At 47.5% G+C, this 23,804-nt stretch carries 14 protein-coding genes; 3 read left to right on the top strand and 11 right to left on the bottom strand.

Annotation, left to right across the window (positions count from 1 at the left end):
• Entirely contained in the window at nucleotides 1-2,244 is a 2,244-nt protein-coding gene (locus NCI00_RS04155; RefSeq protein WP_253525314.1) for a tetratricopeptide repeat protein, read from the bottom strand.
• Between the two features lie 287 nt (nucleotides 2,245-2,531).
• Here NCI00_RS04155 and NCI00_RS04160 point away from each other — a divergent pair, with 287 nt between their 5' ends.
• Nucleotides 2,532-4,655, top strand: a complete 2,124-nt coding sequence (locus tag NCI00_RS04160) for an outer membrane protein assembly factor BamB family protein (RefSeq protein WP_253525317.1) — start codon at nucleotides 2,532-2,534, stop codon at nucleotides 4,653-4,655.
• Between the two features lie 113 nt (nucleotides 4,656-4,768).
• Here the strand turns inward: NCI00_RS04160 and NCI00_RS04165 are convergent, their stop codons facing one another.
• From NCI00_RS04165 to NCI00_RS04190, 6 genes are all read right to left on the bottom strand, one after another.
• Nucleotides 4,769-5,542 carry an NIPSNAP family protein gene (locus NCI00_RS04165; RefSeq protein WP_253525320.1) on the bottom strand — a complete coding sequence of 258 codons (774 nt, stop codon included), beginning with the start codon at nucleotides 5,540-5,542 and terminating at the stop codon, nucleotides 4,769-4,771.
• Nucleotides 5,543-5,595: 53 nt separating this feature from the next.
• On the bottom strand, nucleotides 5,596-7,884 hold the full coding sequence (locus NCI00_RS04170) for a S9 family peptidase (RefSeq protein WP_253525322.1): 2,289 nt from the start codon (nucleotides 7,882-7,884) through the stop codon (nucleotides 5,596-5,598).
• A 163-nt stretch (nucleotides 7,885-8,047) separates the two neighbouring features.
• Nucleotides 8,048-10,075 carry a M13 family metallopeptidase gene (locus tag NCI00_RS04175; RefSeq protein ID WP_253525324.1) on the bottom strand — a complete coding sequence of 676 codons (2,028 nt, stop codon included), beginning with the start codon at nucleotides 10,073-10,075 and terminating at the stop codon, nucleotides 8,048-8,050.
• 271 nt (nucleotides 10,076-10,346) lie between these two features.
• The gene (locus NCI00_RS04180; RefSeq protein WP_253525325.1) at nucleotides 10,347-11,600 is read right to left on the bottom strand and encodes a DmpA family aminopeptidase; all 1,254 of its coding nucleotides are present in this window, start codon (nucleotides 11,598-11,600) and stop codon (nucleotides 10,347-10,349) included.
• Between the two features lie 55 nt (nucleotides 11,601-11,655).
• Nucleotides 11,656-11,859 carry a M3 family metallopeptidase gene (locus tag NCI00_RS04185; protein ID WP_253525327.1) on the bottom strand — a complete coding sequence of 68 codons (204 nt, stop codon included), beginning with the start codon at nucleotides 11,857-11,859 and terminating at the stop codon, nucleotides 11,656-11,658.
• Nucleotides 11,860-11,996: 137 nt separating this feature from the next.
• On the bottom strand, nucleotides 11,997-13,805 hold the full coding sequence (locus NCI00_RS04190; RefSeq protein ID WP_253525329.1) for a helix-turn-helix domain-containing protein: 1,809 nt from the start codon (nucleotides 13,803-13,805) through the stop codon (nucleotides 11,997-11,999).
• Between the two features lie 409 nt (nucleotides 13,806-14,214).
• Here NCI00_RS04190 and NCI00_RS04195 point away from each other — a divergent pair, with 409 nt between their 5' ends.
• Complete coding sequence (locus tag NCI00_RS04195; protein ID WP_253525330.1) at nucleotides 14,215-15,681, top strand: carbohydrate-binding domain-containing protein; 1,467 nt, start codon at nucleotides 14,215-14,217, stop codon at nucleotides 15,679-15,681.
• 95 nt (nucleotides 15,682-15,776) lie between these two features.
• Here the strand turns inward: NCI00_RS04195 and NCI00_RS04200 are convergent, their stop codons facing one another.
• From NCI00_RS04200 to NCI00_RS04215, 4 genes are all read right to left on the bottom strand, one after another.
• The gene (locus NCI00_RS04200) at nucleotides 15,777-16,529 is read right to left on the bottom strand and encodes an SDR family NAD(P)-dependent oxidoreductase (protein WP_253525332.1); all 753 of its coding nucleotides are present in this window, start codon (nucleotides 16,527-16,529) and stop codon (nucleotides 15,777-15,779) included.
• A gap of 23 nt (nucleotides 16,530-16,552) precedes the next feature.
• The gene (gene ppsA, locus NCI00_RS04205) at nucleotides 16,553-18,925 is read right to left on the bottom strand and encodes a phosphoenolpyruvate synthase (protein WP_253525333.1); all 2,373 of its coding nucleotides are present in this window, start codon (nucleotides 18,923-18,925) and stop codon (nucleotides 16,553-16,555) included.
• A 15-nt stretch (nucleotides 18,926-18,940) separates the two neighbouring features.
• Entirely contained in the window at nucleotides 18,941-19,327 is a 387-nt protein-coding gene (locus tag NCI00_RS04210) for a hypothetical protein (protein WP_253525335.1), read from the bottom strand.
• A gap of 271 nt (nucleotides 19,328-19,598) precedes the next feature.
• Nucleotides 19,599-20,471, bottom strand: a complete 873-nt coding sequence (locus NCI00_RS04215) for an alpha/beta hydrolase (protein ID WP_253525337.1) — start codon at nucleotides 20,469-20,471, stop codon at nucleotides 19,599-19,601.
• 203 nt (nucleotides 20,472-20,674) lie between these two features.
• On the opposite strand from NCI00_RS04215, the gene NCI00_RS04220 reads away from it, so the two are divergent.
• Nucleotides 20,675-23,803 (top strand): ELWxxDGT repeat protein, encoded by a 3,129-nt coding sequence (locus NCI00_RS04220; RefSeq protein WP_253525338.1) that lies wholly within the window; start codon nucleotides 20,675-20,677, stop codon nucleotides 23,801-23,803.
• Nucleotide 23,804: the final 1 nt, after the last annotated feature.

Below are 23,804 nucleotides of genomic sequence, written 5' to 3' on the forward strand. Positions count from 1 at the left end.
TTACATCTTCGGGCAGCTTGTCTTGCCTCGGCTCCTGCGCGAAGCGGGCCGGAAGCGAATTTGGTTCTTCGTGACTAAATACCCTCCTTTTCCTTTTTTAAAGACATCCCCGCCGCCGTCCATTGGGATAAAATCCATGGAGGGCAAAAACGCAAAATCATCAAGGGGCTGCGCCTGTACGTCAAAAAGCGGGTCGCCGGGAAAGTGATAAGTTTCAAAATCGTAATCAAACAAAAAAATCGTCACAAATCCGTCTGGGCTGTATTTGAGGCTGATGTCGTTGGTGGGCATGAGCTTAAAGGCCTGTTTCAAATCAGCGCGACGCACAAACACATCCTTAAAGTGGTCGTGGTACAGTTTGGCGCGGTTGTAGAGATAAATGACGTTGGCGGTGTCGTAACTGATGGCAATGTCGAGGTAATGCCCCGAAAAATCCCGCCTGGCTTCTTTCGCAAACAGCACGCCCATGTTACTGATGGCGTTGGGGCTCAGGTAGCGTTGATAATTCTCAATGGCGGGGGTTTCTTCATTCCGATTTTTGTACACATTGCCGATATTGACATAGTACGGTCTTTTGGTGGAGTCAACTTCTAGCGCTTTATCAAAGTCCTGCATCGACAGCGTTGAAAATTTGGCCTCATCTTTGTGGTTGCGCTCATGACGCTCCCGTAACGACATATACGACTGAACAATGCCTCGATTGTTGTAGAGCATGGCGAGTTTTCGTTGCCGTAGTAGACTGTCATACAATACTTTTGCGCGGTCGATTTCATCTTTGTTTAGGAGCGATATCGCCAAGCCATTGCTCGCATTTACATTGCTCGGATCCATGCGGTGCGCCTGCGAAAAGTCATCCATCGCATCGTCGTATTGGCGGCATTTGAGGTAAATATTCCCCCGATTTACGAGCATCCTTACGCTTACTTCATCGTTAGCTCTAATGGCTTTTTCGAGCCATTTTAGCGAGGAGAGAAAATATCCCTCAATGCGTAAATATTCGCTCATGGCCAAACACGGAAGCAGCCCATTGCCCGCGAGCCGAACGGCGGTTTGTACATCGTCTTTGGCGAGTTTTGATTGTTCGGTGTACAAACGGCAAAAAGCGCGGGCCGCAAAAAAATCAGCGTGGTTACGGTTTTTTACATTCAGAATCTCGCCTGCTTGCTCAAAACAGCAGACCGCTTCCCCAAAATTTCGCAGCCGATAATTGACCATTCCTAGTCCCAGCCAAGCACTTTTTTGGGTTGAGTCCAAGTCGAGGGCGCGTTCAAAAGCCTTTTGTGCTTGTCGTTGGCCGTTGGTGCCCACGTACGCATTGCCGAGGCTCAACCACGCTTCTGCCGATGATTCATTGTGGCGGCAAGCCGCATCGTATTCCAACACGGCAAGCTGGTATTTTCGCTGTCGATACAGCGCATGGCCGAGCCCCAAATGGGCAGCAAAACGATAATAAGGGTCTTTTAATTCTAAATATTCACGGTACAACACCTCCGCCTGCTCATATTCTTGCTGGGCAAGGTGGGTGTTCCCGCGCTGAACCAGTAGCCTCGGCCCCGTAGCTCTTCGACCCGTTTTAAGGGTAAATTTCTCGGCTTTTTCGTAGAGTTTTTCGGCATTTTTGTAATCACCCAACCGAAAAAAAATGTTGGCGTACAGTTCGTGAAATTCGGCGGCTTTGGCAAATCCAATCCGTTTGGTGTGCTCCTGCGCTCCCGATAGATTATTGAGACGGTACTCGGCCAAGGCCATGTTGAACAATAGCGTGTCGGTCGGTTGGGCCAACGCCCAAGTAGCCAAGCTTTTATTGATTTCTCCATTTTGGGCTTCCCAAACGCCTTTATTGTGCAGATACCTACGCCCTACGCCCGTTTGTGTCATTATTTCTAATGCATCATTGTAGTTTTTTAGCAAACCCGTTATGAGTGAGAGATTGTACAATAAGGTATCATTGGCGGAGGAATGTTCCTGCGCTTGCATGAAGAGTGATTGGGACGTCTGAAGTTTAAGTTGATAAGCCTGTTGAATACCCGCATTATTGAGCTGTCGGAAGCGTTTATCCGTCATTTTCGGCGCTTTGATGGGGATAGAAGCTGGGCTACGGCGGGGGATATTTTTTTTTCCAAGAGCAGACCTTAAAGGTACAGAGATATTCGTGTCGGTTGAGTCAACTTCCATTGCCAATGCAGGCAGTACCGAAGACAGTACCAACAAGAAAAACCCTAAAAAAAGCCCTTTTATAGTCATAACAAACCAATATTTTGGGTAGCTCTCAATACAATCTTTCACACGAACCGTGCCATTTAGACTACTTTTCTTAAAACAAAATATTGAGTTTGGAAGGGAGAAATTATATACCAAAAAAAATAATGGTACAGAGACTGTTGGTAAAAATACCAGTTAAGGCTTACAAAACAAACATCCGCCCTGAAGAATATTGCCAGCTTTTATTATTTGGCAATCGTCTTTTACAGATTTATTACGTGAAAAAATCGCCAAATGGTGCTTATAGAGTCAGTTAAAAATTGTTCTCTATGAAATTAAGTTCTTTGTCTAAAATCACGATTGCCAGCGCGGCCCTTATCGTTTCGGCGTGGTATTCTGGCTCCGACGATAAAAACCGATACACGGGCTGGAGTGAATTTTTGGGTGGACCAGAACGTACGCATTATTCGAGCCTCACCCAAATTACGACCGAAAACGTCAAAAATTTACAGGTCGCGTGGGAGTATCATTCAGGGGATACTACGGGGCAAATTCAGTGCAATCCCATCATGGTCGATGGCGTCTTGTACGGTACAACCGCCTCAGTACAAGTATTTGCGCTGGATGCCGCCACGGGAAAAGAACTTTGGAAATACAAAGACTCCAAAGACCCACAATGGTTTAATACCAATCGGGGCGTGACCTACTGGGAAGATGGCAACGACAAACGTATCTTTTTCAGCGCGGGGCAGTGGCTCTACGCACTGGAAGCAAAAACAGGAAAACCCATTGAATCTTTCGGTGAAAACGGTCGGATGGACTTACACAATGGGCTACCTGCCTCGGCCAAAGATAAATTTATCTGCTCTAACACCCCCGGCACTATTTTTAAAGATTTGATTATCATGCCCGTACGCCTGTCAGAAGGCCCAGATGCGGCTCCGGGCCATATTCGGGCTTTTAACGTTCGCACTGGCAAACTGGCTTGGACCTTCCGGACCATTCCGCATCCCGGCGAAGTGGGCTACGAAACTTGGGGGAAAAATAACTACAAAAATGAAGATGTGGGCGCGGCCAACAACTGGGCTGGCATGGCCGTAGACCGCGACCGGGGTATTCTTTTTGTGCCTACTGGCTCGGCAGGGTATGACTTCTACGGCGGCAATCGGCCCGGGCAAAACCTGTTTGCCAATTGTTTGTTGGCACTCGATGCCGCTACTGGCAAGCGACTGTGGCATTTTCAATTTGTGCACCACGACGTATGGGACCGGGATTTACCTTCGGCTCCCACGCTCGTGACGGTCAATCGAGACGGGAAAAAGATTGATGCCGTGGCGCAGATTACCAAGTCAGGTTTTGTGTTTGTCTTTGACCGAGTGACGGGAAAATCGCTCTTTCCCATCAAAGAAATTCCCGTACCTACCAATGGAGTGCCTGGCGAAAAACCTTGGCCTACCCAGCCCGTACCGCTCAAACCGGCGCCTTTTTCGCGGCAAACACTGACGATGGACGAAATTAATCCATTCGCCGCCAATCGAGATGAATTGGCCGCTACGCTTCGCAGTGTACGTCATCGCAATCAGTTTGAGCAACCAAGCAAAGAAGGAACGTTGATTTTTCCCGGCTACGACGGCGGCGGGGAATGGGGCGGAGCAGGCTACGACCCCGAAACGGGCATATTGTACGTAAATTCGAATGAAATGCCTTGGATTATGACGATTGTGGACAAGCCCAAAATGGATAAGTTGGCGATGCTTCCCACGGGCGAACGCGCCTACGTGCAGTACTGTACTGCCTGCCACGGTGCCGACCGCAAGGGGAATCCAAAGAGTGGGTATCCGTCGTTGGTAGGCATTAATACCCGTCGCGACCGGGCCTACATTCACACACTGGTCAGCAATGGAAAAGGAATGATGCCGGGATTTTCGTACCTGAAACCCACCGAAAAAGACGCGCTGATTGCCTTTTTGTTTGGGGAAGAGAAAAAAGAAGCGGGTAGCGCGGCAGTTGAAGACAAGTTTTCGAGCGTGCCTTACAAAACCACTGGTTACAATAAATTTTTGGATAAAGACGGCTACCCCGGCATCAATCCACCGTGGGGGCAGTTGAGCGCCATCAACCTCAATACGGGTGAATACGCCTGGAAAATCACATTAGGAGAGTTTAAAGAACTAACGGCCAAAGGAATAGCCCCGACGGGTTGCGAAAATTACGGCGGCCCAGTCATTACGGCGGGTGGTGTGTTGTTTATTGCCGCCACCAAAGACGGGATGTTCAGAGCGTTCAACAAAAAAACGGGACAACTGTTGTTTGAAACTAAACTCCCAGCGGCGGGTTTTGCCACGCCAAGCACCTATCAGGCCAACGGAAAACAGTACGTGGTCATTGCCTGCGGTGGTACCAAGCTAGGCACGCCCAAAGGCGACAGTTACGTAGCGTTTGCTTTGCCGTAGATTATACATTTTTTTGTCAAGAAAATTAATACAAAACGGGTGGTTTTGCAGCTAACGCTTGCAAAACCACCCGTTTTCCGTTCCTCCGTATTCCGTGTTCCTCCCTATTGGTCTTAAATCTGCGAATAGGCCGTAGGTTCCAGAAAGATACGCGCAATTCTAGAAACTGTATTGGCGTATTCGGGCGCTTGCGAAAGCTGCTTCCAGTCAGGGTCAGCGCTAAATTGTGCCCAGTTGGCGTTGCGCTCTTCCATGTTTTTAAAGGTCAGCATATAGGTCAGACACGGCATACGCGGCCCGATAAGGACTTCGCCAAAGAAGACAATGTTGAGTTTGACTTTGTTAAAAATAGCAATTTCTCCTTCGTTAAACATCTTGATTTTGCGACGGGCGGCGTCTTCGTTGTAGCTTTCGTAGGTTCTGAGTTCCATGATTCGCGGCTCTTTGACAGGCGTAGCCAACTTGGGCATCCCGTCAAAGGCAACCATCAATGAACTGCCCATCCGGTCAAAAGTAGCTTTATCGACGGGGGTTTTTAGGTAGGCATCGGCGGCGCTGAGGTAGTCGGCATCGGTTTTCAGTTGATCGTGGATTTGGAAATATTGCTCCTGCGTAGCGTAAGCAATCAGCACGTGCAATTTGGCGGGGTCGTCCTTGCTCATTTCCTTAAACACCCCTACTTTACTCGCTCCCATTCGGTTGAGGGCGGGCATCAAGGCGGTTTGTATGTAGGCTTCCAAACGGCCCATGCCACCCATTTTTGTCTCGTACGACCGCAATTCGTAGACTTCTTTATCGTTTTTTTTAACTGATTGTGCAGCTAATTTTGGCGAAACGGCCCCGAGCCCAAGCAGGGAGGAGGCCGCCATAAACTTTCTTCTTTTCATTTGTATGTGATAGGTTATTGCTTAGAAAAGCATCAATTGGTGCTTCCTTACCCTTATTTTGCTTCGTTTAGCAATAATTGCACGGGAAAAGAAGGTGGCTCAACGCCCAGCAAATGCCGTACGAAGAAATCGCGGCGCTTGCGCTCGCCATACTCACCACCCATGGAGTGGCCCATATTAGGAATCATCAGAAAATCAAAATCTTTGTTAGCTTTGATGAGAGCATTTACCAGTTGCAGGCTCGAAGCAGGATCTACGTTATCGTCCACTTCCCCCAATATTAGCAATAATTTTCCTTGTAGTTTGTGCGCGTGGGTTACGTTTGAAGATTCGGCGTAGTGAGGCCCTATGGGATAGCCCATCCACTGTTCGTTCCACCAAATTTTGTCCATGCGGTTGTCGTGGCAACCCGATGATGATACGGCCACTTTGTAAAAATCGGGATGTAAAAGCAGCGCTCCAGCCGAATTTTGCCCGCCAGCTGAATTTCCGAAAATGCCAACCCGACTCAAATCCATGGCCGGATAAATTGCTGCCGCAGCTTTCATCCACAGAATTCGGTCAGGAAATCCTGCATCTTTGAGATTTTGCCAACATACATCGTGGAAAGCTTTCGACCGGTGGGAAGTCCCCATTCCGTCAAGTTGTACCACAATAAAACCCAGTTCGGCCAACTCAAACATCAAACGGGGCCGTTCGGCTTCGATAAAAGATTTGGGGGCATGAGCGCTGTGCGGACCAGCATAAATGTACTCAATGACGGGGTATTTTTTAGCGGGATCGAAGTTAGTCGGGCGGACGATAACTCCCCAAATGTCCGTCTTACCGTCGCGGGCCTTGGCAGTGAATACTTCGGGGGCGCGCCAATTTACTTTTACATATTCCGAAATATCACCTTTTTCCAACTCCATCATCACCGCGCCATTCGCGGCTGAGCGCAGAACCGTAACCGGCGGCATGTCGACGCGAGAGTATAGGTCAACAAAGAATTGTTTATCAGGCGAAAAAAAGGCAGTATGGTTGGCGTTTTCGGTCGTTAGTGGCGTGAGTCCAGTACCGTCAAAATTGATTCGATAGTACTGCACATAGTAGGGGTCTTCTTTGGGATTTAAACCTCCGGCTGCGAAAATGAGCGTTCGCTTTGTCTCGTCCACATGAACGACATCCCGAACTACCCATTCACCTTTGGTGATTTGGTTTTTAACCTTTCCCGTTTGCCCGTCGTACAAATACAAATGGTTCCAGCCGTCGCGCTCCGACATCCAGATGATTTCCTTGCCATCCGCAACATCATACCGAAATCTTTTGCCCGAGTTAGAACTGGGTGAGTAAGTAAAAAAGGTTTTGCACTGTTCGTCCACAAGTGCCCGAACCACGCCCGTTGTGGCGTTGACTTCCAAAACCCGATACACCTGATGGCCCCGCTGATTGTACTCGAATGTAAAGGTGCGGCTGTCTTTGCGCCACACTGCTCGTGAAATACTATACTGTTGACTAAATAGTGCGTCGTCAATGGATAAATGCTTTTTGTCATCAATTAGAAACAACTGAGGGCGTCGAACCGTCACAACATCGCCCGGTTTGAGGTAGTCCCGACTTTCGAGTTTGGGTTGTAGTTGGTCCTCGGGCGAGGAGCGTACAAAGTAGATTAGGTGTTTTTGCCCTGGTCGTACTTTGTTAGTGACCAGTTTTTTAGAATCAGGCGACCATTGGATAAGTCCTGAGTAATATTCTCCTTCAGCTCCATCAAAACTTAGCTGGGTTTCAAGGTTTGTTTTCTTTGAACGAATGTACAGATTATGATTTTTGATGAAAGCGGTAGATTCGCCGTTGGGAGATACAACCGGTTTATCCGTGGATTTGTCTGCTTGTTCATCTCTGTTTGCACCCCCATAGCTGGGTGTCCGGGAAATTACCGGTTGTTTTTTGAGCAATGAATTCGATGCAAGATTATATGCCCACACATAACCACTTGCGGTAAATTCAATCTCACGATCATCCTGACTATACGTTATGGCTGAAAAAGGCAAATTGAATGAATCAATAGCCCCATCACTCATGACGGCAAGTTTCTGAGCTAGTTTTACCTGGTCAAATGCTGGTTGGCGGGTTTTGGCGACTGGATCAACCGAAAAAAATTCTTTACCGCGTGGTGTTTGAATTAAATACCATGCCAATCGACCACTCGCTGACCAATTGATAGTAGAGGGTGTATTATAAAGTTTATCCATCGCCTTTTTCATTTTAATGGCTTTGGCATAATCTTCTGGTTTCCCTTGGGCAAACCCTGAAATTGGGATTAACAATACTGATATAAGCAGGGTAAAAATTGTCTTTTTCATAAAGTTGGTTTCTGTTGTATCCCCGTACCTTTGTTTTTATGTTAGGCAAAGTTGTGTTAGGTATTATTTATAAACAGTTTTAAGCTTCTTTTTAGATTTTAGCACTTTTTCAGAATACGTAGGCAGGTCAATAGTCTTAACATAGACTTTTTGAAGGTCTGCACTACCAAATCTTTGTCCGGTTCTCGCGGTAAAGTTTATCTCCTTGCTTCACATCAAACGCCTGATAGAAAGGCTCGAAGTTGGAAAGGGGACCGTTAGCCCTGAACTCGGCGGGCGAGTGAGGATTTGTATTGATGCTTAGCTGTAAGGTTTCATCTCGTACTTTTTCTCGAAATACCTGAGCATAAGCCATGAAGAAGCGTTGATTGGGGGTGAAACCTTCCAGCTTCTTTTGCTGCTTAGCCTGCGAAGTTAGCGGAAAGGCTTCATAGGCAATAGATAAACCACCCAAATCGGCGATATTTTCGCCCAGAGTCAATTCCCCTTTGACCGACAGCCCCTCCAGCACTCGGAACCCGTTGTATTGATCAACTACCTGCTGAGACCGCTGTTTAAAGGCTTCATTGTCTTCTTTCTTCCACCAGTTTTTCAGCATACCCATGTAGTTGAAGAGCCGTCCCTGATCGTCGAAGCCGTGTGTCATTTCGTGACCAATCACTGCTCCGATGGCCCCGTAGTTAACGGCATCGTCGGACATGATATCGAAGCAAGGCCATTGTAGAATACCCGCTGGAAACACAATCTCGTTTTGCAACGGATTGTAATACGCGTTGATGGTCTGGGGCGTCATTCGCCATTCGGTTTTATCGATGGGTTTATTCAGCCGGGCAATGGTTTCTTTTTCATGCCATAGCTGTAGCGCCTTTACGTTCTCATAAAAGGTTGTTCGGTTGATGACTACGCCCTCGTAGGTTTTCCATTTATCAGGATAGCCGATTTTTGGGGTAAAAGACTCCAGTTTTTTGAGGGCCTCTGCTTTAGTTTCGGCCGTCATCCAGTCAAGTGACTCCAGGCGGGTTCTGAATACTTTTTTCAGATTGCCCACCAACTCCATCATGCGCTGTTTGGCCTCTGGTTTGAAATACCGTTTTACGTATAGCTGCCCCAGTAAATCACCCATCGCACCATCGGTTTGGTCCAATATCCGTTTCCAACGATCCTGCTGCTTTTGCCTGCCAGTCAGTACTTTGTTATAGTCGAAATTGGCCCTTACAAATGGCGCACTCAGCAGCGAAGCCGCTGACGCAATAACCGAAAAGCGTAGCTTGGCTTTCAGAATCTGAATGTCATAGGTTGTTAATAGTTCATTAAGTGCCCTGTAATAGTTAGGATGGGCTATGATGATGGTATCCTGAACCGCTCCCCTAGTAGTCAGGAATTGGGGTAAGGCCAGATTCGGCACCTGCTCACTGAATTCTTTTAAAGTAACCTTATTGTATTGTCTCAGGAGGTCACGCAGCTCAATGCTGCTGAGGTGCGAGGCGGCCAGTTGGGTTTCTAACGCTAAAATCTCGTCAGCCTGTTTTTGGGCGATGGCTTCTGAGGTGCCAGTCAGCACAAACAGTTGGCTGATATATGCTTTGTAAGCATTTCTTATTTTAACCGTAGCCTCCTCGGTTTTGGTATAGTAGTCTTTATCGGGCAAACCGGTACCCGCCTGAGCCATATAAAGTACGTTTTTGGTTGGGTTACGGGCATCCTGAAAGATAGAATACGTTATAAAGGTGTTACCCCCGTCCAAGGGGTGCGACGCGCAAAAAGCAAGCAGGGCTTTATAATCATTAATGGCTTCTATCTCGGCCAGAACCGGCTTAATCGGCGCATACCCGCGTTTCTCAATCGTCAATGAGTCCATGCCGGCGGCATAAAAATCGCCCACGCGTTGTTCCACACTGCCTATAGCAAAGCGGCCTTGGGCAGTGTTTTCCAGAATAGACTTTAATCGGTTTTGCGTTTCGTTTTGGAGTATACTAAAAGTTCCCCATCCGGTTTCTGAGGCCGGAATAGCTGTGGTTTTAAGCCAGGTACCGTTTACGTACCGAAAGAAATCATCCTGTGGCCGAACCGATTTATCCATCGCTGACAGATCAAGACCTGCCTTTTTAGGTTCATCTTTTTTAGGATCGCCAACGAAGGCAACGGTTAGTAAGGCGGCTGTTATGAGGAAAAGGAGGGTAAATGATTTCATGATTTTTAGATTGAAAGGTTATTGTGGCATCTTATTTGTCTTTTGCAGGTATAGCTGCCATAGCACGTAATCCTTTTACAAAGCTTTAGGGCTGACATTTACAACTTTGTAATGACCAAGTCCTACGATTACTGAATTGGGTGAAGGAATTAACATCGTAACCTGACCTCTTTCTTTGTCCATACACTAAGCTCCATATGGCATAATTTCTCCATAAGGCTTCATAGCGAGTTTTGGGGCGCTTCTGTATGAAAGCGTAATCGTAGTGAGATTATGGCTTTATAATCAGCCGGTTGTATTTTTTAAGGATTGTACGTATACTTTCATGCGGTAGGGCGGGAATGAAGTTTCCATTGATACCATCCATTGATTTCGCGGCAACCAGAGCGTTCAGAATGGCTTCTTCTGTGGCCTGAACGGTTGCTGTAAACAATGGATCCATGGCATCGTTGGACAGCATCTGAACGGCACGGGTCGCTGTTCGGTCAAACGAAGCCGAATTTGCCGTGGAAAACGCCAGAAAAATGTCCCCGGAGCTATTGCCACCTACGCCTCCTGTTTTGCCGATTCCCAAAGGAACTCGCTGGGCGATACGTTTAAGCTGATGGGGAAGCAAGGGGGCATCGGTAGCGACAATCACGATGATGGAACCTTGTTCAGAGGACTGTTTAGCGGTTGGTTTGCCGTAAATCTGCTCCCCGTTAAGCCGCCAGGAGAGCGTGTCCAGCAACGCCCTTCCCACAGGTATACCGGCAATGGTCAGTTGCCCGCGGCTACCAAAATTGGCCTGCACGAGCACCCCCACTGTATGTCCGTTAACGACGCGTGAAGCAGTGCCGGTTCCTCCTTTAAAACCCAGACAAACCATACCCGTACCGCCCCCAACAGCCCCTTCTGCAACGGGCCCGTTCTTAGCCCCATCCAGCGCCTGCATTACATGCTCGCGGGTCACATGAAAGCCGTTGACATCATTCAGCAGTCCATCATAGGTCTCAGCCACGAGCGGGTAAGAAAACCAAAAACCACCGCCTTGTGTATTGTAAAATTTCTTTTGAGCCTGCCAAGCTACGGTTGCATCCCGGACAACGCCTACACTATGTGTGTTGGTTATAAGAATCGGAGTTTCAAGAAATCCTGATTCGGTTACCCAAGTGGTTCCGGTCATTTCGCCGTTTCCGTTCAGGCTGTACCAGTTAGCAAAAACAGGATCGAAGGTTTTACCACGGGGCAGGATAGCCGTTACCCCTGTTCGGACAGGGCCTTTCCCCACCACTAACGGGCCGCTTCCTTCAATGATCGTCGTCATACCTACTTCTACCCCTTTTACATCAGTAATTGCATTGTAAAGCCCAGGTTTGCCGTCAAGGGGAATGCCCAGGTCTCGGGCACGGGTAGGATTTGGCTGGGCTGGTGCTGCGGCTGAGAAGCCAATGAATAGCCAGAAAATGATAAATTTGGTTTTCATAAGAAGTAAGGTTTGTTTAAAAAAAATTGTTTTCGGAATCACACCCTTACGGAAGGTCACGAACGTGGTATCGGTTTGAAATTGTCTGATAGAAAGTACAAAATAAAACCCCGCTTTAGGGTATCAACCCCGCTCGGCGTAGCATCGCCTGCGGCTTGGGGTCGCGACCGCGAAACTGACGATAAAGTTCTATTGGCGGTACGCTTGCACCTTTTTGGAGTAGGTCTCTGAATTTACGGGCGGCCTCTGGGTTAAAAATGCCTTTTTCTCTGACGTATTCGTAGGCATCGGCATCCAATGGCAAAATCAGGAGTTTCATAATGTAAAGCCGTAGGTTAGGAATGTATGCGCTTAAAAGTAGCCTATTTGGCATACACCGACTAAAATCGAGCGTTACAAAAACGTTACAATTGATTTCGGGCTTGTTTTGGGCAAAATACGGAGGGACGAAAGCGGCTAAATAGTGCTCGCCAACTCGCTGATATCCAAATCTTCTGGTGCTTCCAGCTTGCGCCTGATGCGGAGGCGGTATTGGCGCACGGCCCCCACCCCTACGCCGAGCATGGCGGCCATTTCTCGGTTGGAGTAAGAAAGCCGAGCGAGGGCCATAAAGCGAATTTCTGCGGGTGTCAGGTCGGCAAATTTGGTTTTGAGACGCACAAAAAAGCCGGGATGTGCTTTTTCAAACAGCTCGGCAAAGGAGTTCCAGTCATCGTCGGTCAAAATGACTGATTTTCTGAGTTCATGGAGCAGTTGATACTCCGCCGAATCGCGGGACGGCGTGCTATTGGCGGAATTCCAGTTTTGGGTAAAGCGCGCAATCATGTCATTTTTTTGCTGAATTCCCTGCCGTATTTGGTCCAGTTGGGCTTGGGCGTGGTGGAGTTCCGTTTCGGCCAATTGCTTTTGAGCGATCAATTTTTGCTGTTTGAGGTGTTGCTGTTTGTAGAGTAGATACGCCACCAATACAAAAACGACCAATAACAGCAGCAGCCCGTTTCGAATCAGTAATTGCCGTTCCCGGTCTTTTTGCAGAAGCAATTCCCGTGCGTTGAATTTTTCGTGGTCAACGGCAATTTCGGCTTTGTGCTTATGAGTTACGTCCATTTGCTGTTTCACAATAAGTTCTTGTGCTGCCGATGAGTCGGCATATAGCATGGCCTGCCGGTAGTTCCCGCTCGCTTTTTTTACATTTGACATGACGAAGTAAGGCTCGGCTAAAAATTTAGCGTTGGGCAAAGCTCTGTCTTGGTCGCGGTATTTTTTGGCATGATTCAGCGTCGTAACGGCCCATTGCTGCGCCCTTTTAATGTCACCTTTTTCCAAGGCTATCAGCGCCAGCTTAGCCCCGAACGAAGCTGAATTATTCCACATTTGGGTTTGCTCACTGAGTTCAAAGCCTTTTTGAAGATAAGGCAGGGCTTTGCTGTATTTTTTTTCTCCAAAGTAAGTTAAGCCAATATTACCATTGATGATTCCTGTCCATTTTTCGAGCTTTTGCAGTTTCGACTTACTAAACAGCGAAGCAAGATAAGGAACGCCCCACTCAAAATACCGCCGGGCGGCGGCGTAGTTTCGAAGCCTCAGATAGGCCATTCCCACCATATTGGCATTAAAAAGATGGGTTTGCGTGATCGGTTTCTGAATATTATTCATCAGAACTTCACCGTACCGGATGGCATTTTCGTAGTCAGTAAAATCATAATGAGCCAACGCAATGATGTACATCGTGTATTGGTAATCAGGATATTCAGTCTCGTTGAGGTCTTTGATAAGGTCAAAAAGTTTCAGGTAGTATTGAAAGGCGAGGCCGTATTCCTTCTGAACATTATAATGGTACATCCCTAATGCCTGGTGCATTTTGGCAAAAAGAAAATGGTTGCCTGATTCCTCCGCTTTTTGCAAGGCAGCCAGCGCCCGGGGGAGGTATTTTGTTTTAAAATTAGGGTTGGCATGTTCATATTGCATGATCGTAACCTCCAGCGTGAGCAAGTCCAACGCGGTCCCTTCGGAAGTAAAGAATGTTTTCAATTCATCAACAAACGGTCTCAAAAGAGAAGTGTCTTTTTGGTGCAGCGTATGATATGTATTGAAAATGGCGCTGTACTGCCGTTGCGGGGTCAGATACAACAATGAATCAGGATTAGCAGCCTTTGCTTCTGGCAGGGTAAGAAGGCAATATACAATCCCAGCAAAGCAGATTGAGTTGTAAAACTTAATAGACCAAGTTATCAAAAATGTTGAATTCCGAATTGTTGAAGTCATTTACACTAAATCTTTGGTGATTATGCAGTACTTCGCACAGCTGACAAGGTTTTATTTTGCCATAAAGTACAGCTACGAAATCATACCTTATTGATTTTTTAGATGACTTTTATGTTTGACCAAAAGAGAGAACTTTTGATTTCGAGAAGAGTATAATAGACCTGAAAAATCCGAATAGTTGGAAGAGTTTATCATTTTTTTGAGGTTTTAGGAAAGACAGCAATATTATTATTTATGGCTTATATTCCAAAGAATATACCTAAATGTTATCTGACATGCGCTGATATGTTTTCGGCTTTTTGTACTGTATCGCATTTTCACCGCAACACAATGTATACATTGTGCGTAACGTATCATAATAAATCAAGTTGGATTTAACAAATATTACCGACACCCAAGAATGAAAAGGATGAATAAGAAAAACCTGCCTTTATGGATGATGTTGACCATAATTGCATCGCTGTTGATTGCCTGTAAAGATGGCTCGGACGTATTGCCCTCCGAAGACGAAGACAGTATCGAATTGCATGAAGCAGATAGCGATTACACATGGAACAATGCCGATGTGATTCCTATTGTACTAAACGGAACCTCAATTACGGCCAATAATGCGGGTGTCAGCGTAGCAGGGGCGGTTGCTACCATCAAAGCGGCGGGAACTTACAGCATCAGCGGCACCTTGACCAACGGCCAAATTGTGGTGAACAATGAAGACAAGGGTGTAGTGAGGATTATCCTTAACGGTGTGGATATTACGAGTTCAAACAGCGCCCCGATTTATATAAAAAAAGCGGGAAAAGCACTTGTCGTTCTGGCCGACAACACCCAAAATAAACTCACCGACGGGGCCACTTACGTTTATGACATACCCGCCGACGAAGAGCCAAACGCAGCCTTGTTCAGCAAGGCAGATTTGACCATTTTTGGTAATGGCTCGCTGACCGTAACTGGCAAATTCAACGACGGCATTGCGAGCAAAGACGGTCTTATCATCAAAAGTGGCACCCTTAACGTAACGGCCGCTGATGACGGTATCCGAGGAAAAGATTATCTCATCATCAAAGACGGGGCAATCAACGTGACGGCAAAAACCGATGGGCTCAAATCCAACAATGACGAAAATACGGCATTGGGATATATTATTATTGAGAAGGGAGCCATGACAATCTCAGCGGGCGACGACGGGATTCATGCCGAAAGCAAGTTGACAATCAACGGAGGAAACATCAACATCACCAAGTCTTACGAAGGAATCGAAAGTAAAATCATCACCGTCAACGACGGCACTATTCACATCGTATCTAGCGACGACGGCCTCAATGCGGCGGGTGGAAGCAGTGAATCAGCCACAGCCTCGGGTAGTTATTATTTTTACATGAATGGCGGCTACATCTGGATGGATGCCAACGGCGACGGCGTGGATGTAAACGGCACAGCCGAAATGACAGGGGGCGTTATAATCGTCAACGGAACCACGGCCAACAACAATGCTGCCGTAGACTATGATCGCTCTTTCAAGATTGCGGGAGGGTATCTGTTGGCGGTGGGTAGCTCCGGAATGGCGCAAATTCCAGGTACAAGCTCGACGCAAAATTCAGTGTTGATTACCCTTACTACGGCGCAGCAGGCGGGCTCTTTAGTCCATATTCAGGACAGTGAAGGCAAAGATATTCTAACCTTCAAATCCACCAAAAAATACCAATCTGTGGCGTTTTCCTCCCCCGAACTCAAAAAAGACACTTCCTACGACGTCTTTTTTGGAGGAAGCTCAACGGGCACAGTCACCGACGGCCTGTACAAAGATGGTATCTATACCTCGGGTACGAAAGCGGGTACTGTAAGCATTACGAGTGTGGCAACTAAGGTAAAATTGTAGTTTGTTCTGGGGCAAAACACCCATAATGATAGAAATTCCTATTAATAGCCCAAAAACGAAGGCGGATGTTTGCATCCGCCTTCATCAATAAATATCTATCGGGCAATCAATCCACCGTCGAGCACCAACTCGGCACCCGTCATAAAAGAAGACTCGTCGGAAGCAATGAACAATGCGCCATAGGCGAGTTCTTTAGGGTCGGCGAGGCGTCCCTGTGGCGAGGTGTTTTTGATGAGTTCTTCGGCGCCGGGCACGTGCGTAAAGAAATCGGTCATGGGGGTCAGTACACCGCCTGGGTGTAGGGAGTTAACGCGAATGTTGTCTTTGGCGTATTCAATGGCCATATCCTTGGTCAACAGCCGAAGCCCGCCTTTGGATGCCGTATAGGCTGGCCCGTTACCGCCCACGTTGCCCGCAATGGACGCCACGTTTATGATACTTCCACCGCCATTTTGTTTCATGGTTGGCACCACCGCTTTCACGCCCAGAAAAGGCCCTGTTAGGTTGATAGCGATGATTTTATCCCAACTGGCTTTTTCGGTATTGTCGGTGGTTGCTCCTGCGGGATAGACGCCCGCGTTGTTGACCAAAATATCAATTTTTCCGAATAATTCAACGGCTTTGTCGGCCACTTTTTTCCAATCTGCTTCCGATGTTACATCGTGGGCAATACATTCAATGGCTAACCCTGCCTTTTGGGCTTCGGTGACCCATTTTTGCATTTTTTCAAACTGAACATCAGTGGCGAGTACTTTGGCCCCCTCTTCGGCAAAGAGCTTGGCTTCGGATTCTCCCATGCCTCCTGCGGCTCCCGTAATGATGGCAACTTTGTTTTGTAAACGGCTCATATTCTTTTGGTTAAAATGGTGTATTAAAGTGTTTTTTCGGCGATAACAATGTTTTCAATTCCTTTCAGTAGCGCATCGGGCGTGAACGAAATACTGTCGATTCCTTCTTTTACCAGAAATTGGGCAAAGGCAGGATAGTCGCTCGGGGCTTGTCCGCAGAGGCCAATTTTAGTGCCTGATTGTTTGGCCGACTGAATCACCATCGCCAACATTTCTTTCACGGCGGCGTTGTTTTCATCAAACAACCCGCTGATGATGGACGAGTCGCGGTCGATACCGAGGGTGAGCTGGGTAAGGTCGTTTGAGCCGATAGAAAATCCGTCAAAAATCTCGGCGAATTGTTTCGCCAAAATCACATTGCTCGGAATTTCGGCCATGACGTAGACTTCCAAACCGTTTTTGGTTCGTTCGAGCCCAAAGCTTTTCATCACCTCCAAGACTTTGCGGCCTTCGTCTACCGTACGACAAAAAGGAATCATCACCTTCACGTTGGTGAGGCCCATTTCATCCCGCACGATGCGGATGGCCTCGCATTCCATGCCAAATCCTTCGCGATAACGCTCATGATAGTACCTCGATGCGCCCCGAAAACCCAACATTGGGTTTTCTTCTTTGGGTTCATAAAGCGCCCCGCCAATCAGTTGACTATATTCGTTGGTTTTGAAATCACTCATCCGGATGATGACATCCTTTGGATAAAAGGCTGCCGCCACCGTGGCCACGGCCTCGGAGAGTTTTTCGATAAAGTATTTTTTTTTGTCGTGATAATGCCGCGTGATGGCTTCAATCGCCTTTTTGTCGTTGCTGTCGGGCAGTGTGTCATACAGCACGAGCGCCATCGGGTGAATCCGAATGGCGTTGGCAATGATAAACTCCATGCGCAACAAACCCACGCCCTCATTGGGATAAAACGAGAGTCGGAAGGCGTTGTCGGGGTCGGCCAAAATAAACATCGGCTTGGTGCGGGTGCGGGTATCGTTGCCAAAATTAATTTCGTGCTCTTCCCATTCCAATTTGCCGTCATACACCCGCCCCTCGTCGCCCTCAATGCAAGAAACGGTGATGATTTGGCCATCTTTGAGTTTTTGGGTCGCATCCATCGTACCCACTACCGCGTGGATGCCCAATTCGCGCGCCACAATCGACGCATGACTGGTACGCCCGCCTTTGTTGGTGACGATACTGACCGCTTTTTTGAGAAGTGCGTTCCAGTCGGGATTGGTAATGTCGGCCACGATAATGTCACCTTGTTGGACTTTTCCCGCATCTGCCAGCGACTCCACAATGCTCACCCGGCCGCTTACAATGGAGCGCCCCACGGCCTTGCCTTTACAGATGGGCAACGCACTCGAATGTATTTTATATTCTTTGATACCAATGCCTTTGGCCTGTTTTTGGGTTTGTACGGTCTCGGGGCGAGCCTGCACAATAAACAGCTCTCCCGTCAGCCCGTCTTTGGCCCATTCAATGTCCATGGGCATTCCGTAGTGTTGTTCGATTTGAGAACACCAACGCCCAAGCTGTTCGACATCCGTGTCTGAAAGGCAGTATACGTCTCGCTTTTCGCGGGGTGTGGCAACGTTAATAATTGGCCGCTCGGTGCCCGTCGAATACACCATCATATTTTCTTTGGCTCCCATGCGGTGCTGGATAATGCTCCGTTGGCCTGCTTGAATGGCGGGCTTGAACAGGTAAAATTCGTCGGGATTCACGGCCCCTTGCACAACGTTTTCGCCCAGTCCCCAAGCACCAGTAAGGTAAATTACGTTGGTAAAACCCGTCTCGGGGTCCAGCGTAAATGCCACGCCCGCCGAGCCTTTGTCTGACCGAATCATCTGCTGTACCCCCACCGAAAGCGCCACTTTCAAGTGCTCAAACCCATTGTCGATACGGTACTTGATGGCGCGGTTGTTGAACAGCGAAACGTAACATTTTATCACTGCGTTCAACAGGTTTTCTTCGCCTTCGATGTTCAAAAAAGAATCGTGCTGCCCTGCAAAACTGGCCGTTGGCAAATCTTCGGCGGTGGCACTGCTCCTTACGGCCACCGAAATAGGTGCATTGTTCGCCAAAAGGCGATAGGCAAGCAGCGTTTCCTGCTTTACGGCTTCTGGAAGCACCCCACTACCAATCAGCTTACGGCATTTTTGGCCGATTTCGGGGAGGTTGGAAAGGGTATTAACATCCAGTTCCGCAAGCCATTCGGTGAGTGGCTCCACAAAACTATTTTCATGCAGAAACAACCGAAAAGCATCGGCGGTCAGCGCAAATCCATCGGGGATTTGGATGCCGAGCGGCGAAAGGGTGTTGAGCATTTCGCCCAACGAAGCATTTTTGCCACCCACCGACGGCAGGTCAGTGAGCTTTATATCCCTGAAATTGACGGAGTAATTCATAACACGTTGATTGCATTACATTCGGTCGGCCAAAAAGCGATTAAACTCCGCTTTTAGATCGGCATAGATTTCTTTGAAGGTGGTGATTTTAGCGTGGGTGGCTTGGTGGTCGACAAAAAGGTGGCGGTCTATCGCCACGGGATTTTCTTTGGCATAATTGGCCAACCATTGCTCATGAATAACCGCTTCGTGATTGAGCGTATCCAATTGCTCTTGTTGGATAATGAATTGATTTTGGAAATGTTCAACCTGTATTTTCACCTCTTGGGCGGTGTTTTCAGCGGCGATTTCCTCCAATCTTTTGTTGAAAATACTCAATTCATCTGCGTAAAATTTCGCTTCTGCCAACCATGTTTGATGTTCAGCGTGCAATTCGTCGATGTGTTTTTTCTGTGTTTCCATGTTCTACCAGAGGAGTTAAATTCCTTGGAGTAAGGTCAGGAATTCAGAAGTAACAAGGAATGACAATTGTCATGTTTTAAGCTGATGTTTTAGAGAAAAAATTATGTTTTTATATTGATAAACAGACGGTTATATATTTTCATATTGCAGCGCCGTGTGAGCTAACATTCCCTGTAACGTCTTGAGAGAAGCTCCTCTATCACACAAAAAAATGGCGGTGAAAAACACCGCCAATGGTACAAACCCAAAAAAATGGCTTCTTGCTCCTAAATCAATATTGATGAAACGCATCGGAGACAAACGACAGCACCGTGGGTAAGGCTTTGCGCCAATATGTCCAAGTATGCCCGCCGTCGTGAATGCGGAATTCGTGCGGAATTTCTTTCTTCCGCATCGCAATGTGTACCAGAGAGTTGCCCTCAAAAAGAAAATCATCGTCGCCGCAATCAATGTACCAGCGCACCGCCTTTTTTTGGTCGTCGGGTACATTTTTGATTAACTCCAACACACTCTGACGCTTATAATACGCTTCCATTTCGGCATCGGTGTAAGTTACATCGGGCTTCGTTCGTTTTAGTTGGGCTTTTACATCCTCCAAAGTAAGCGGCCCCGTAGCGGCGCTGAGCGGGCAGGCCGACGAGAACAACTCTGGATGATGCAACGCGTAGGTAAACGAGCCCCCGCCGCCCATAGATAAGCCCGCCACGGCTCTAAACCGTTTTTCGGTTTTAATACGGTAGGTTTTTTCCACGTAAGGCATCAATTCCTGAAAGAAAAAATCTTCGTAACGCCATTCATTTTTTGGGTCGTTGGCGTAGCCACGGGTACCCGTGTTGGCATCCGGCATAACGATTATCATGGGCGTAGCGGTGCCATCACTAAAAGCTTTTTCGGCAATATGCTGTACTTCACCAAATTGCACCCAGCCCGTTTGGTCGTCGCCAGCGCCATGAAGTAAGTACAACACGGGATATGTACGCTGCGAAGTCTCATAATTGGGTGGCAGATAAATGGCAAATTTTCGATCGCTTTTCAGGATTTTGCTCGGCACACTCAGATTATCAAATACTTTACCCGATTGGGCCATCAGCAGTTGAGTGGCCAACAAAAATCCCCCAACGGTAATTGATATACTTTTTTTCATTTTCAGGAAGATTTAAAAATATACTTATGTATGTTATAATTCAGTTTTGCATGATATAAACAGGTACATATTTTACCTTTTTTACATTTTAAGTTATTTTTGAGACATGCGAAAACCGTTGAAAAAACAACGGCAGATTGGGGCGGGAGAATACGCAGTTACATTTCAATAAAAGAATCCTAAACCACTTATTTAACCTACAAATGAAAAGTTTACTTTTAGTTGTATCATTTTTCACCATTTGCAATTTTTTACAAGCCCAATCTCTCCTGAAAGATATCAAAACCGACAACGGTTCGTCGCACCCCCGGCAAGTGATTGACATCAACGGAACCATCTTTTTTCTTACCAAAACCAACGCTAGCGAAACCGTAGAACTCTGGAAATCAGACGGCACCAACGCAGGAACATCGCTCGTCAAGAGCCCTTATTCTGGCGCATCTGGGCCTTTTTTCCCAAATACCAGCACTCCTGTATTCTTTAAATTCAATGATAAACTGATTTTTACCGCTACCGATACTCAGTCCAATCAGACGTTTGAATTATGGATTACGGACGGTACGGCGGCGGGCACCAAAATGCTCAAAGACATCAACCCTGGGAGTTCGGGTTCTAACCCCAATACCTTCGTACAACTCGGGGCAAAGTTCCTGTTTAAAGCATTTTCTCCCACCAGTGGGGAAGAACTTTGGGTGAGCGACGGCACCACCGACGGCACGCAACTCTGCAAAGATATTTACAGCGGAGCGAGCTACTCCTTCATCCGAGGATTTACCGTTTTTAACGGCAAGGCTTTCTTTTATGCCTCCGAACCCACCACTGGCACCGAACTCTGGATGACCGACGGCACCACGGCTGGCACTGTGGTGGTGACGGATGCCCAACTCAATCCGGGCGGTGGGCTAAGCACGATTGACGCAACCGTCCAACTCCCCGTAGCCACTTCTACCCACCTGTATTTTCCTGTCGCTAACAGTGTGTATGGCAAAGCCTTGTTTGGCTATTCGACCACGGGCTTGCTGGGATTAGCCTTTCAAAATCCCTATGGGAATGCCATTCCTAGAGAGCTAACGCTGTTTAATGACCGGGTGTATTTCACCGCCAACCACGACAATATTGCGAGTCATCGTACCCTTTTCAAAACCGACCCGAACGACTACGCACAGTATGCTTTGGGTGCCTACGGCAATGACCCCAAAGACTTGACGGTTGCCAACGGAAAATTGTTTTTTACGGCCGATGATTTCAACTTAAGACGTGAATTATTCAAAACGGACGGTGTCACCGACATTACCGCCCCTACCCCCATTAAAGACATCAATCCCGCCACTACCACTGGTGACGTAACCTTCCCGACCGAAGCCGCCAAACGAATCTTTATCGGAACCCCTACCCGACTTTATTTTTTTGCCAATAATGGCACAACAGGATTTGAACTTTGGAGCTCTGACGGCACCTCCGCTGGTACCAACTTGGTCAAAGACTTTATGACAGGCACTGGCACCGCCAACTATTCTTATTTGCAGGCGTTTGAGAGTGAATTGTTTTTTATTGCCAACGAAACAACCTTGGGGTACAAAGCTTGGAAAACCAACGGCACATTGGCGGGTACGCAGACCGTTGAATCCATCACTCCCGCACTCAATATCACCAATGTGTACCCACTCCAAAATTCAGGCAGTACGTTTTTTCTCAGTGCTTTTTCGGCCACTACGGGCTATGAATTGTATAAACTGAGCGGTGGCGTGGTGTCGTTGGTCAAAGATATCAAAACGGGCGGCACGCAAAACAACAGCCAAAATCTCTTCAGGATAACCGAGAGCACAGCAGGTATATTTTTTACCTACGACAACGGCAAAGACGGGCTAGAATTATGGAAAACTGACGGTACCCAAAGCGGCACGCAGTTGTTTTATGACTTCTACTCGTATCCACTGAGTACCCAAAATCCGTACCGCTCGTTTTCTTCCTTCGATTTCTACAGCAATTCCAGTATCTTCAACTCGGAGTTTGTTTGGTACAACAACAAAATGTATTTCTTTGTTAATCAACAACTTTGGGTGACCGACGGCACCAACCCTCCTACTCTTTTCAAATCTATCCAGAGCAATAATCAGTCCAATGCATACTCTCTTGCGGTTTATAACGGGGCATTGTACTTCAACATTGCCAACAACCTTTGGAAAACAGACGGGACCGAAGCGGGAACCGTGCTCGTCAAAAGCCTAGACAATAGCCAAGGCCCACCCCTCAGCAATTTTGCAGTAGCCAACAACCTCTTGTTTTTTTCGGGATATACCTCCACCCACGGCGAAGAAATCTGGCGGTCAGACGGTACCACTGCGGGTACATTTATGACCAAAGAACTCATCCCAGGCATTAACTACCCCAACCTTCCTAGCTCATTTCAGGTTAAGCCCGTAGGTAATACGTTATTTTTTACATTCTACGACTCGGTCATAGGAGACGAACTTTGGAAGTCTGACGGAACCGAAGCGGGCACCGTTTTGGTCAAAGACATCGCCCCGGGAGTGGGTGTGGGTGCTTCGCTTTCGTACATGACCAACTTCAACAATCAGTATCTGGTGTTTGCTGGCAATGACAGCGATTGGACCGATCCTAATCCCAACGGAAACGGGACTGAACTCTGGAAATCAGACGGTACTACGGTGGGTACCCAGATGATCAAAGACCTAAATCCTGCTCTTGGAGAGGGTACCTTTCCCCTCAATTTTTACCAAAATGGGTTCGCCATTTTTAACAATAAAGTCTATTTTTCAAGCACAGCTCCCGACGGACAGCGCCGACTGGCAGTGTCTGATTTAACCCCCACTGGCACTTATCATCTCGACATGCTGGCGGGGACGGAAGTGCGGGCCACCAATTATGGGTTGATCTTTGTAGGCTATGACACAATTTCAATCGGCTATGAACCCTACTTCTCAGACGGCATCACCAAAGTGCTGCTGAAAAATATTGCCCCCGCTACAAACGCATCATCATCGCCCTTTTTTTTTTACCACTCGCCATTACGAAAAATCATTCTTTTTATGGCCAATGACGGCACTACGGGAACCGAAATCCACGCCTTAAAAGATTGCCCCCTTCAGTCAACCGTAGGCGGAACACTTTCGGGCACCAATCAAGTGGCGGCCCAGCAATTCATCACGTCGACGGCAAAGTTATCGACCAACAGCACCACCACTTTCACGGCAGGCAACGCAATTTTGCTCACGCCCGGTTTTGAAACCACCGCCGTCAAATCCTTTTTGGCTCAACTCAATGGCTGTATCTACAGCACCACTGGCAGCGCGCCTATTCCCAGCAACTAGC

It is taken from the genome of Runella salmonicolor, from assembly GCF_024158025.1.
Classification (GTDB): Bacteria; Bacteroidota; Bacteroidia; order Cytophagales; family Spirosomataceae; genus Runella; species Runella salmonicolor.